We start from the raw sequence: 11975 nt of genomic DNA on the forward strand, positions 1-11975 counted from the left end.
CCGGGCGGCCGCACGGCGAACGTGAGCGCGTCCACGCTCATGGACGGCGTCGGGCTTGAACCGGCCCGGCTCACGGCCCCCGATTCTGCGCCGTCACCGGGGTCTTGCCGCAAGTCCCCCCATGCCCTATACGTTGAAAGTGGCGGCCCCCGGCCGTCCGCTCCATTCAGCTCAGCGGGTGGGCTGGCCACTCCAGGAGGCGGGCGCCGAGCACGGCCGTCTCCAGGGTGAAGCGCTGCGTGGGGTCGCTGGGCGAGAAGCCGGTCAGCCTCCGGATGCGCTCCAGCCGGTAGGTGATCGCCCGCGTGCTGACGCCGAGCCTGCGCGCCGCGGCGGTGTGGTTGCCCTGCGCCGCGAAGACCGCCTCCAGCGTCTCCAGCAGCGGCTCCGGCCCGCCCCGGGCGGAGGTCAGCGGGCCGAGCACGGTGGAGACCAGGTCCACGATCGCGTCCCTGTCCCGCAGCAGCACCGGGAAGACCAGCAGGTCGGCCGCCTTCAGCACCTGGGCCCGCAGGCCGAGCCGCTCGCCGAGGTCGATCGCGCCCGCCGCCTCCCGGTAGGAGGTGACGATCCCGCCCGGCCCCTGGTGCGGGCGGCCGATCCCCACCCGCCACGTCGTGAGCGCGGACCGCACGTGGTGGGTGAACTCCCCGCCCGCCGCGGTCAGCCCGGCCGGGAAGGCGCACACCAGCAGGCCGTCGCGGGCGGCGACCAGGATGTTGTGCGAGCCGAACCTGGCGACGAGCGCCTGCTCGATCTTCCCGGCCAGCGGGTCGCCCGCCTCCAGCGGCGTGCCCGGCTTGGCCACGCTCACGGCGTACGCGCCGGCCAGACGCAGGCCGAAGTGCTCGGCGCGTTCCGCGTCGGCCCGGCCCTGCAGCAGGTCGTCGATGAACAGGCGGCGCGCCTCCTCCTCCCGCCGTACGGCGGCACGCTGCGCCTCCTCGTAGCCGTCGATGTAGGCGGCGATGCCCCGTCGTACGGCGCCAAAGGCGCCACCGGAGGTCATCTCGGCGGCGTGCAGGCAGGCGTCGGCGAGCACGCGCAGGGGGATGCCGCGCTCGGCGGCGAGGGCGCCGCACTCGCGCAGGTCGTCCATGTCGGCGCGGCCGGGCAGCCTGCCGGTGGCGGCCGACGCCGCCAGAACCGACAGGAACCCGCCGAGCAGGTCGGCGGGCACCCCGGTCGCCTCGCTCACGCGAGCGAGAACGCTGTCCATCAGACCCCTACGTCGCGCCGTTCGAAGGCGAGCAGCGCCGTCATGAGCAGCACGGCCGTCGCACCCAGCAGGACAAGGTAGTCCCCGTACGGCCAGCCCTGGTAAAGGGGGCGTCCATCGAGGTAGTAGTGGACGGGCGTGAGCCAGCGCAGCCAGGAGAGGGCGTCGACGCTCCGGCCCATGGTCTCCACGATGTACCCGGCGACGCCCCAGACCCCGGCCACGGCGAGCGCGACCTGTTTGCGGCCGAACGCCGCGCCCACGCACAGGACCAGCGTCCCGAAGAACAGCACGAGCAGGAACAACCCCGTGTGGGCGGCGAGTATGCGGCCGAACGGCACGCCCATGCCGGCGGCGGACGAGGCCCCGGCGGCGACCACCAGCGTCACCAGCGCCACGCCCAGCAGGCCGAGCGCCAGGGCCGTCCAGCGCTCCAGGAGCAGCCGCCGCCGGTCGAGCGGCAGCGTCAGCGTGAGCTCCAGCGTCTTGGCCTCCTCGGGGCCGGCCAGGGCCCGGTTGCCGAGGATCACGGCGCACATGGTGAACAGCAGCGGGCCCAGCAACTGGTAGGCGATCGCCTGCAGGTAGCCGGTGCCGGTCGCGATGTCGGACAAGCCGCCCATCAGGTCCCGGAGCGCGCCGGGATACTTGGCGATCGCCTGCTTGGTGAACGTGTCGGGGTCCTTCATCATGCTCGCGTAGATCGAGATGTACATCCCGAGGAACGCGCACAGCCCGACCGTCCACCCGATGAGGGCGCGGCGGTACTCCCCCAGGGTCTTACGCACCAGCGTGGGCATGCCGGGCCTCCTCCTCGCTGTAGTAGGTCAGGAAGATCTCCTCCAGGTCCGGCTCCGCGCTGACCAGGTGGACGACCGTGTGGCGGGCCGCCGCCTTGACCAGCGCGTCGGGCCGGCCGTCGATCGTGCACCGCAGGCTCGCGCCCTGCACGGTCACGTCCCGTACGCCGGGGAGCCCCTCGAAGTCCTCCCTGGGGACCGGCGCGTCGAAGTGGAGCTCCACGTGCCGTACGGCCCGCTCGCGCAGCGCGGCGATGTCCTCGACCGCGACGAGGCGCCCGGCGCGGACGATGCCCACCCGGTCGGCGACGTGCTCCACCTCGGCGAGCACGTGCGACGACATCAGGATCGTGCGGCCCGCCGTCCGCGCCTCCCGGACCATCGCCAGGAACTCCTGCTGCACCAGCGGGTCGAGGCCGCTCGTCGGCTCGTCCAGGATGAGCAGCTCGGGCTCGTGCATGAACGCCTGGATGAGCCCGACCTTCTGCTTGTTGCCCTTGGAGAGCCGGCCCATCCTGACCGACAGGTCGGCGTCCAGCCGTTCGGCCAGGTCGTCGATCCTGCCCCGGCTCACCCCTCCGCGTACGCCCGCGAGGAACCGCAGGTAGTCGCGGGCCCGTTCCCCGCCCTCCAGCGCCAGCTCGCCGGGCAGGTAACCGATCCGGGCGCGGACCCGCGGGTCCCTGGTGCTCGCGCCGAAGACCGTGGCCCGGCCCGACGTCGGCCGGATCACGTCCAGGAGCAGCCGGATCGTCGTCGTCTTCCCGGCGCCGTTCGGGCCCAGGTAGCCGAACACCTCACCCGGACGGATGTCGAGGGTGAGGTCCTCCAGGCCCCGTCTCGTACCGTAGAACTTCGTCAGTCCTTCGGTCTCCACCACTGCTGTCATGCCGCAATGGTGGACCTCCGGCCCGGCGCCGGGGTATGCCCTCTTCCGGACACCTGGCGATCTCGTCCCTTCCCGGCTTCGGCAACGACGCCGATCAGAGGCCGGTCATACGGGCGGCACGCCACAGGTCGTGGAGCCGGGCAGGAGGTGGCGGTAGCGCGACACCAGCTGGTAGCCCGCCTCGGCGGCCCAGCTAACCGGCGGCGCGAGCATCACGCGGCCGAGCGCGCGCCAGGCGGCGTGCGGCTGCACCGCGAGCATCACCCCGATGGCCCGCGCGCCGTGCGCACGCAGCCCTCCCGGGCCCAGGAGCTGCACGGACGTCATGACCTCCTCGCGGGTCAGCCCCGCCGCGCCGAGGTCGAGCCCCTGCCACGCCCGTACGGCGGGCATGTAGGGCAGGAACCGGTGCCCGGCGTTCACGCACGTCTGGCAGAAGGCGCAGTCGCCGTCGAAGACCAGCAGGATGCGGTTGTCTCCGCTTTCTCCGCCCATGCGATCGAACCTACCAATACTGGGACGGATCATTCCGGTCGCATGGTGGCGGCGGCGCGGGCCGCCGCGACGCGCGCACCGCCAGCACGGCGACCACGATCACCGCGACCGCGACGCTGAAGACGACCGCGAAGACCAGCAGCAGGACGAGCAGCGTCATCGCCGGCCCCTTCGACCGGCCCGTGCGCGGGCCAGGCGCGCGGCGACGGCCAGGCCTGCCGAGGCGTACGACACCGCGCGCGCCAGCCGTACGGACCGGGGGATGTCGGCGACGGCCGGGCGGGGACCGTCGCCCAGCTCCGGGCGGTACTCCACCCTGCCACCGTAGTCGTTCGCCCCGCCGAGCCGTACGCCGAGGGCGCCGGCGAAGGCGGCCTCGCAGCGCCCGGAGTTGGGGCTGGGGTGGCGGTGCCCGTCCCGTCGGAGTACGGCGGCCGCGCGGCGCGGGGAGCCGCCCACCAGACCGGCGAGACCGGTGGTGAGCAGCGCGGTCAGCCGGGCGGGCAGGTAGTTGGCCACGTCGTCCAGCCGGGCCGAGGCCCAGCCGAACCGCGCGTAGCGCGGCGACCGGTGGCCCACCATCGCGTCGAGCGTGTTCACCGCGCGGTAGCCGAGCAGACCGGGCACGCCGAGGACGGCGCCCCACACGAGCGGCGCGACGACGGCGTCCGAGGTGTTCTCCGCGATCGACTCGACGGTGCCCCGCGCCAGTTCGGCGGCGTCGAGACCGGACGGGTCGCGCCCGCACAGGTGCGGAAGGCGGGCGCGGGCGGCGGCCAGGTCGCCGTCCTCCAGCGAGCGGGCCATCAGCGCGCCCTCCTTCGCGAGGGTCGTGCCGCCCAGGACCGCCCAGGTGGCGGCGGCGGTGACGGCGGCCCGCGCGACCGGGCTCGTCCGGGTCGCCCGGTCCGCGATCACTCCGACGGCCGTCGCGGCCCCGACGCAGATGGTCGTGTAAGCGACCCCCGCCACCCGCGAATCCCGATATATCAGCTTTTCGAGGGCGGCGGCCCGGCTGCCGAACACCGCTACCGGGTGACCCCGCCGGGGGTCGCCGAGGAGGGCGTCGATCGCCGCCCCGGCCAGCAGCCCCGCCGCCGTGGCACCGTCCATGATCCGGATCACGCACGCATTCTTCCGCAGCCCTCGCGCTCCGCCCCCGCCGGGGCGCGGGGGTGGCCGGCGTGCTTCGCGAGGTGATGGGTCGCGGGGCCGGGCGGCGGGCCTCGTCGTGCGCGGCGTTCAGGACGCGGGCATCCGGGGCGCGTTCAGGACCCGGACATGCGGGCGCGATTCAGGACCCGGGCGTGTGGGGCGCGTTCAGGACGCTGATTCGGCGACCGGACCCGGGATCCCCGCGTCGCCGAGGAGGTGGTCCTGGAGCGCCTCCTCGTTGGCGTCCAGCCAGGCGGCGGCGCGCCTGATCCGGCCGCCCGCGCCGTCGGCCCACATCCGCGCCCAGCCGCCGCCCTGCGTGCGGGCCCGGTCCCGCATCAGCTCGTACGACCGGCCGAACCGCGTCCGCGCCGTCTCCACCAGCCTCAGCCGGTCGTGCGCCGGCAGGCCGTACGCGTCGCAGAACAGCCGCACCCGGGCCGCCGCGTCCAGGGACCGCTGCGCGGGGTCCCGGTCGACCGGGTCGGCGAGCGGGGCCCAGTGCCGCAGCGTCGTCACCACGTCGAACAACCGCGTCGTCGGTCTGGCCATGTCGAAGTCGATCAGCGCGTACGGCACGGGCCCGGCACCGGGCCGGTCGCGGAAGACCACGTTGGCCGGGGTCACGTCGCAGTGGCCCACGAGTTCGGGCGAGCCCTCAGGCTCCGAGCCGTCCTCCCACGTCGCGCCGGGAGGCGCGCCGAACGACGCCGCCGCGTCGTGCAGGCGCCGCAGCAGCAGGGCCAGCGCGGTCAGCGCCGCCTCGCTCACCGCGTACGCCGGAAGCGGGCGCGCGGGCACCATGCCCTCGATGTAGGTGAGGATCGCCCTGCCCCGCTCGTCGATCCCGAGGAACCGGGGCGCCCGGTCGAACCCGGCGGCCTCCAGATGCCGCAACAGCGCGTGGACGGACGGCGACGAGGGCCGCATCGGCCGCCGTACGGTCGCCCCTACCCGTACGAGTCCCTCGGAGACGTCTCCGACGAGTGGGATCTCACGTACGGCCATGCCGACGCAGTTTAACCACCAGATTTCCGTTGCGAGGGGAAAGCCGCCGGATTTCTTCCGTCCGTGGCGGCCCGTGCTTCTCAGCGGAATGGTCGCGCGCGTCGGGTTGGAGCCTTATCAGTCCGAAACCGAGCTGGCTGTAGAGCTCCAGCTGGTCGAAATACTCACGGTGCGTCTGGATCTTGTCGCCCTGGACGAAGGACGAGCAGGTGGCACGGAGCGTGATGCGGCAGCCCGTTCCGCCTATCTCCTGCCCGTCGGGCAGCAGGAGAGGCCCCATGTGAGTGCCGGTATAGGTCCACTCGGTGACGGCCGGGTTCTCGCAGTCGCCGAGCTCGAACCAGGCCATCGCGTGAAAGTCCGGGAACCCCGTGAAGAACTGCTCATATATCCACGCGATCTGGTCATGTCCCTCGGCCATACCGGACGGTCCCACGTACACGGCGTCCAGGCTGTAGCAGGAGAGAATCCCCGGTACGTCATGAGCGTTGATCGCTTCGGCCAGCCGGTGCTTGAGGTCCCAGAAGGTAGACATCACACCTCCACTTCCGCAGGGCTGCGTCTTCACGGTACCCATGGGTCGAACAGCGGCCGATCGGGTGAACGTCATGTCACCACCACAAACGACGCGGCGACCTCCACGTTCTCCCAACCGGGCGCCAAGGGCCGCGTGTGCCCCGGCGGTTCGCCCGCCGCTCTGTCAGATCCGGTCGCCCGGCGAGAGCCGGGCGTGCGCCTCGCGTGCGCGGCGCTCCGCCGTGGCCGCGGTGTACCGCTGGACCATCGCCAGGGAGTTCCAGCCCCCCACACGCATCAGATCGAGTGGATCGCCGCCCGCGTCCAGGAAGGACGTCGCCATCGTCGTACGGAAGCGGTGCGTGTGGACACCAGGGATGCCGGCCTCGTCGGCCCGGCGCTTCAGCATCTGCAGAATGCCGGTCGTCGTGAGCCTCCGGTCCCCGCCGGCCGCCGTACGGCCGCGCTCGGGCAGCCACAGCCACGGGCTGCCGGCGTGACCGTGCCGCGCCCGGGCGCGGAGATAGCGGTCGATCGCCGCGGCGGTCTTCCGGCCGATGGGAGCCAGGTGCGTCCGCCCGCCCTTGAGGCGGATGCGCAGGACATGCTGGGGCAGGAACACGTCGGTCAGCTCGGGGTCGTCGGGGTGGTAGCGCAGCCCGGCCAGTCCCGATCCGCGCAAGCCGTTGTCGAGCAGCACCCGCATGATCGCCGTATCGCGCCGATCCTTGAAGGCGGTGCCCGAGCACGTCTTGAGCATGAGCCGCAGTTCGTCCTCGGTGAGGGGCTCGACCGGCCGGGTCACGACGGCCGGCGCGGCGACTCCGGCCATCGGCGAGGCGTCGAGCTCGTCCTCGTCGACCAGCCACCTGAACAGGACACGGAGGTTGCGGAAATGCTTGTGGGCGTCACCGGCGCTGCGTGACCGCGTCTCGCCACAGGGACACGGCCGGGTCTGCCCGTCGTCGAGCCAGCAGCCGTGCAGGCGGGCGGAGAAGAAGGCCCGCACGTGCTGAGCACGGATCTTTTCCAGCTGCCCGGGCATGTCATGCTTGTCCAGGTACTCGATCAGGAGACGCGCTGAGTGGAGGTAGCTCGTGATCGTGCCGGGTGCGAGCTTCTCACCTTCGAGTGCCAGCTTCCACGACGGGACCAGGTCTCGCAGGAGTGGGGATCTACCCATGGGGAAAGCTCCAAATCCGATGCTGTTTCATCGGTGTGCGGCTATGCTACCTTAGGCCAAGGTAACCAACCTTGCAGGTCATCCCCAAAAAAACTGGCGCCCTTAGCTCAGCTGGATAGAGCATCGGACTTCTAATCCGACGGTCGGGGGTTCGAATCCCTCAGGGCGCGCTCCTCTCCCGGCCCATTCGGCCTCCGAACCGGCATGCGCTCGATCACGCATGCAGCCGTACGCCCCAATAGCCGCGGGATATACGCGGGATGATGCCGGACGCGTCTCCGCAGGTCTGCTCATGGATTCCACGAGCTGCCGAAAGGATTTGGAGCTCCGCCAAACCGCGTCTGGTTCCCAGGCCGGGGACGTGACACCATGCGTCCGTGACCACCCGAAAGGCTGATGCCGCGTAGACGGCCAAGCGCACTACGTGCGCGGCTCTGGGTCAATCGGCGGCGCTACCGCCCAGCTCCCAAGATCCCGACATTGTCGAGCCGGACCTGTGCCGCCATCGCTCACATAGAGCAACAGCGTCTCCGGCCCGGCGCCATCGTCGGCGCGTTCGCCGAGTACGAACATTTCGTCCGGCAACCCGGCCGACATCTCTATCTTCCCAACGCGGGATGTCCATGCTGCGATCCGAAAAACGCCCGAGACACTCTGGAGTACACGCTCCGACGCCTGCCGGCTATTGAACGCGCAGAGCTTGCCCGGCTCGTGACGAGGCTGGACCAGGAATTCCGCCGCCGAACCATCCCAGAACCGCACCCGCACGTACGCCCACGACAACCCGGTGCATGGTGGTATTACCGGATCTCTGAACTCTGATCGAGCCAGGACATGGCGCAAGGATCCCGATGTGAGCCGAAACCCCTGCGTTCATTCACCCGCTCGGCGGCCAGCATGCGGCTGGAGGCACGGCCACCAGCGACTATGGCCGCCGGAACGCGTATGGCACACTCCGCGCATGGAGTGGAGCCGAGCCCATCACGCGGTCGAACATGAGGACCTACCGGCGCTTCGCGACCTGCTCGACGACGGCCACGACGTTCAGGACTCCGACATGCATGGGTGGAGCCTGCTGCATCACGCCATAGATGTCGAGATCGACGGGCACCAGCAGACCGGCGAGCCTCTACATGTAGATGTCACGGCGTACCTTCTCACTCGTGGCGCCGACCCCTTGGCCCCATCCCGCCGTCACGGAACTCCCCTCCAGATGGCAGAGAATCGCGGCCACTGGCTTGCCACTGAGTTGATTCAGACCTGGCTGGCACGAGGGAGCAAACCAAAATAACGGAAATGCCCTCGGCGGGACGCTCCGACTCCGAGGTGATCAGGAAGGCGAGGTGCGAGGCCTCGTCCCTCTATGCTGCGGTACGGCAGGATGATCAGAGAAAGGCCGGGACATGTCCGAGCGAATCACCTGGACCATGCACCACTTCTCTCAGGCCAACCCGAAAGGCCATCAGCAAGGAGATGTACCGGCGCTTCTCCGTAGAGTCGCCGACAGCATCAAGGACCTTGGGGACGTCGAGGTCCATGACCTGATCATGCACACAGAGATCACGGCCGAAGGTTCTTGGCCGAGCCTCACCGTGTACTTCGATTACAAAGCCGACGAGCCCTAACTGCGCCCCTGCTCCTGCCGGTCGTACAGTTAGCGTGCCATCAGGCTGGGAAACGAGGGGCAACCACGGTCTCCCAGGTCAACACCCCCAACAGCCGTGATCTATGCACAGCCCAGGCTGACAGCGCGGACTCCCTTACGGTCCGATCAGATGGAGCCAGTGCTCGCTGGAGTTGTCGCGAACTTCTCGAACTCAGCGACCATTTCGGCCAGGTTGCCGGGACCACACGCGCCCTGGAACAGCCTGCCGTCGCTTCGGATGTGGATCCAGTCGTCCTCAGTCCGGTCGAGGGATCGCCAGTCGAAGGCGCGGCCCTCAAGATCGGTTCCGACGAGATCCACCGCTATGCGCCACCCAGGGTTGTCGAGCGTATCGATCGTGACGCCATAGGCGTGCTCCCATTCGTCGTCGCACTGAGCGGCATACCACCGCTGCAGGAAGCCGAATGGATCACCAGTCATCGTGGCACCTCAGCACAAGGAATATTTACTGAACGGTCTTCGCCGTCAACCGTCCTTCGTCATCCGGTTCAGCAGCGCAGAGAGCGTGTGACCTCGCGACGCGAGGCAGCTACTTCTGATTCGACGGTCGAGGGCAGGCGTTCTGCGGGGGGACGGTGTACTTCGGGGGGACGTCCATGTTCCTGCCGTACCCCTGGCCGGTCCAGTAGATTCCTAATACAGCCTTCGGCGCACCCGCCGACAGGACGATCGGAAAGTCCGAGACGTACTTCTGACCATCGAGTGTTCTCCCCTCGACCACCAGCTGCCACGTCTCTTCGTACGTGCCGGTGGCGGGTAGATGCACCGAGCGCTTCACTGTGGGCCTGTCTCCGGGCAGGAGGCACTGCCCCAGGGCGTCCTTCAGAAGAGCCTCACATGTCCCGATGCTGCGCGCGAACTTGGAGCAGAAGCCGGCGACGCCGCTCTTGCCGACTCCGGCGACGACTTTCTGAAGGACTGATTCCGCCATCTCCGGCGTGAACACGACCGCAGGAGGTGGTTTCGGTTGCTCCGGCGCAAATGCGCAGCCGGCCATCAGCAGTGCGGCCACTACCGTTACCGCGATTCGACGCACGATCGGGAGCATGTGCCTCCTTCGGGAATTTCTGGCCGTACACCATCGGCCTCTCTCGGATCTTTCTCTAGCCGGCCTCGGCCAGGAGGGCGCGGAGCGCCGGGTAGGTGATGGGCCGGGTCGGGCGGGTGCCCAGTTGGTCGAGGAGGACGCGGGAGCGGGAGAGCTCGACCAGGTCGAAGATGGTGAGGGCCGGTGGGGCGGGGGCGGGAAGGGTGCGGAGCAGGAGGTCGGTCAGCGTACGGGCGAGGTGTTCGGTGGCGCTGCCGGTGGCGAGGCGGAGGCCGGTGTCGGCCAGGCCCGCGCGCAGGCGCTGCTGAAGGTGAAGGGCCTGGGTGAGGGTCGCGTAGGCGGCGGCCGGGTCGGTGACGCGCTGGGCGGTGCCGAGTTCGTAGAGCACGGTGAACGCCTCCGCGTTGAAGCCGCCACGTTGGAGCAGGTCCGCGGCCTCGCTCAGCATGGCGGCGGCCTCGGTGGTCCGGCCGAGCAGCCACAGCCGCATCCCCGCCTCGGCCTGGGCGCCGGCCCGGCCGCCGGGCAGGTTGGACAGGATGATCCTCGGCGGGCGGGTGCCCTCGTCCACTGTGACGGCGTGCCCTCGGGTACGGGCGTCCAGCACCTCCAGGGAGGCGAGGGTCATGCGGTACTGGCGGGCGGGGAAGGTGGGCATGCCCGCCGCTCGCTGCTCACCGTTGAGGACGCGGAAGTCCGTCCGGCCGATGACGTACTGGTGCCGGAGGGTCCGCATCGACGCGGCGCTTTCGAAGTCGCCGGTCAGGGTGGCGTACTCGGCGGCCAGCAGGAGCAGCGAGCAGCGCACGTACGGCACCAGGTCCGGCCGGCCGAGATGCCGGTGCAGCTCCGCCAGGGCGTGTTCCGGCACCACCGGCTGGGTTTCCTCGGCCCGGGCGCCGATGAGTTCCACGCACAGGTTGTTGGCGCTGAGGTTGTGCAGGTCGTGCTTGGTCCACAGCTCACGGACCCTGCGCTGGCTCGCCAGCGCCCGCTCCCGCTGACCGAGGCTCCCTTCGAGGTGGGCGCGGAACCTGACGAGGTGGGCCTCGGCGAGGTCCAGCTCACGCCGCTGGGCGGGCCCGGGGTCGGGTAGCGCGCGCGTCGCCTGCGCCAGCAGCTCCGACGCCGCGTCCAACCAGGCCTTGGCCGCCTGGCCCGGCCGTTTCTCGGCTTTCAGGAAGCGGGCCATCTCGGGATGCGGATCCTTGTCCTGGGCCGCGACCATGGCCTCGTCGCAGAGCGTGTGCACGAGGCCGAGACCGGGGCATGTCTTCCCGCGTACGTCCTCCTCGATCCACAGTTCCGCCACCATGCGCCGGTAGGCGGGCGTGCCGCCGAAGTAGTGGTGTGCCTCGATCCTGCGGAAGCGCCAGAGTGGCGGGTGCTTGCTGACGAACAGATGATGGAGTTGGGCGAGGAATTCGAAGAACACCAGCCAGGCGGCGAACTCGGCGATCCCGCGGTCCCCTGAGCCGATCCCGACGAGAAACGCCGTCCACCCTTTGCGTACGGCGAACCATTCGAAGACGGCGTAGATCGACCCCAGTATCGGAACCCGGGTGACGGCGGCGACGACGGGCAGGTGACCGTGCCCGGCCAGGAACAGCGCCAGGACGATCTCGTACCTGCCGAGCGACGAGTGCCGGTGCCAGAAGTCGACGATCGACGGCAGGAACCCGGCCGCGTAGGCGTACCAGACGAAGACCAGGGCGTAGACGATGCCCGTGCCGTCGCTCAGCAGCTTGCGGGCCCGTTCCCGCGGACTCAGCACGCGCGCCGACCAGACGTCGAGCCGGATCATCAACCCGATCAGCACCGCCGGGCCGATCAGGAGCACGGTGGGGACGGTTGAGCCGCTGTCCGCCGCCTTGAACCCCAGCAGTACGGCAAGCCAGGCGAACCAGGGGTAGATCACGAGCGGCAGGCGCAACAGACCCATGCGGGACATCATTGGGGAATGCCGGGCGAGATGCGGCGAATTTCGTCAACTGAC

13 protein-coding genes and 1 tRNA gene are annotated in these 11975 nt (G+C 70.0%); 2 read left to right on the forward strand and 12 right to left on the reverse strand.

The genetic code is table 11. From position 1 onward, the window contains the following. Positions 1–166 precede the first annotated feature (166 nt). The 9 genes from FED44_RS23140 to FED44_RS23175 all read right to left on the reverse strand — a co-directional run bounded on the left by FED44_RS23140 (position 167) and on the right by FED44_RS23175 (position 7265). Positions 167–1198: a PucR family transcriptional regulator gene (locus tag FED44_RS23140; protein WP_208759136.1), complete on the reverse strand. Its 1032-nt coding sequence runs from the start codon at positions 1196–1198 to the stop codon at positions 167–169. Positions 1199–1218: 20 nt separating this feature from the next. Further along, on the reverse strand, positions 1219–2019 hold the full coding sequence (locus tag FED44_RS23145; RefSeq protein ID WP_111700867.1) for an ABC transporter permease subunit: 801 nt from the start codon (positions 2017–2019) through the stop codon (positions 1219–1221). Further along, positions 2000–2908 (reverse strand): ABC transporter ATP-binding protein, encoded by a 909-nt coding sequence (locus tag FED44_RS23150; RefSeq protein ID WP_111700868.1) that lies wholly within the window; start codon positions 2906–2908, stop codon positions 2000–2002. The genes FED44_RS23145 and FED44_RS23150 overlap by 20 nt, the downstream gene beginning before the upstream one ends. 105 nt (positions 2909–3013) lie before the next feature. After that, entirely contained in the window at positions 3014–3403 is a 390-nt protein-coding gene (locus tag FED44_RS23155) for a thiol-disulfide oxidoreductase DCC family protein (protein ID WP_165900684.1), read from the reverse strand. A gap of 10 nt (positions 3404–3413) precedes the next feature. After that, positions 3414–3563 (reverse strand): hypothetical protein, encoded by a 150-nt coding sequence (locus tag FED44_RS35960; RefSeq protein WP_167521567.1) that lies wholly within the window; start codon positions 3561–3563, stop codon positions 3414–3416. Then, positions 3560–4516 (reverse strand): cobalamin biosynthesis protein, encoded by a 957-nt coding sequence (locus FED44_RS23160; protein ID WP_138462142.1) that lies wholly within the window; start codon positions 4514–4516, stop codon positions 3560–3562. The genes FED44_RS35960 and FED44_RS23160 overlap by 4 nt, the downstream gene beginning before the upstream one ends. A 207-nt stretch (positions 4517–4723) precedes the next feature. Beyond that, positions 4724–5566, reverse strand: a complete 843-nt coding sequence (locus FED44_RS23165) for a phosphotransferase (RefSeq protein ID WP_138462023.1) — start codon at positions 5564–5566, stop codon at positions 4724–4726. Beyond that, positions 5553–6101, reverse strand: a complete 549-nt coding sequence (locus tag FED44_RS23170) for an ester cyclase (RefSeq protein ID WP_138462024.1) — start codon at positions 6099–6101, stop codon at positions 5553–5555. Before FED44_RS23170 ends, FED44_RS23165 begins: the two co-directional genes overlap by 14 nt. 165 nt (positions 6102–6266) lie before the next feature. Then, on the reverse strand, positions 6267–7265 hold the full coding sequence (locus FED44_RS23175; RefSeq protein ID WP_138462025.1) for a tyrosine-type recombinase/integrase: 999 nt from the start codon (positions 7263–7265) through the stop codon (positions 6267–6269). A gap of 96 nt (positions 7266–7361) precedes the next feature. Between FED44_RS23175 and FED44_RS23180 the strand changes: the two genes are divergently transcribed. Further along, positions 7362–7435: transfer RNA gene (locus FED44_RS23180), tRNA-Arg, on the forward strand. A gap of 1233 nt (positions 7436–8668) precedes the next feature. Then, positions 8669–8890 carry a hypothetical protein gene (locus FED44_RS23195; RefSeq protein WP_111700874.1) on the forward strand — a complete coding sequence of 74 codons (222 nt, stop codon included), beginning with the start codon at positions 8669–8671 and terminating at the stop codon, positions 8888–8890. A 146-nt stretch (positions 8891–9036) separates the two neighbouring features. Here the strand turns inward: FED44_RS23195 and FED44_RS23200 are convergent, their stop codons facing one another. The 3 genes from FED44_RS23200 to FED44_RS23210 form a co-directional block, all read right to left on the reverse strand. Next, positions 9037–9351, reverse strand: coding sequence for an immunity 53 family protein (locus FED44_RS23200; protein ID WP_111700875.1), 315 nt, complete (start codon positions 9349–9351; stop codon positions 9037–9039). A 109-nt stretch (positions 9352–9460) separates the two neighbouring features. Beyond that, entirely contained in the window at positions 9461–9979 is a 519-nt protein-coding gene (locus tag FED44_RS23205) for a hypothetical protein (RefSeq protein ID WP_138462027.1), read from the reverse strand. A 55-nt stretch (positions 9980–10034) separates the two neighbouring features. Beyond that, positions 10035–11921 carry a hypothetical protein gene (locus FED44_RS23210; protein WP_138462028.1) on the reverse strand — a complete coding sequence of 629 codons (1887 nt, stop codon included), beginning with the start codon at positions 11919–11921 and terminating at the stop codon, positions 10035–10037. Positions 11922–11975 lie beyond the last annotated feature (54 nt).

The organism is Microbispora triticiradicis (genome assembly GCF_005864065.1).
Classification (GTDB): domain Bacteria; phylum Actinomycetota; class Actinomycetes; order Streptosporangiales; family Streptosporangiaceae; genus Microbispora; species Microbispora triticiradicis.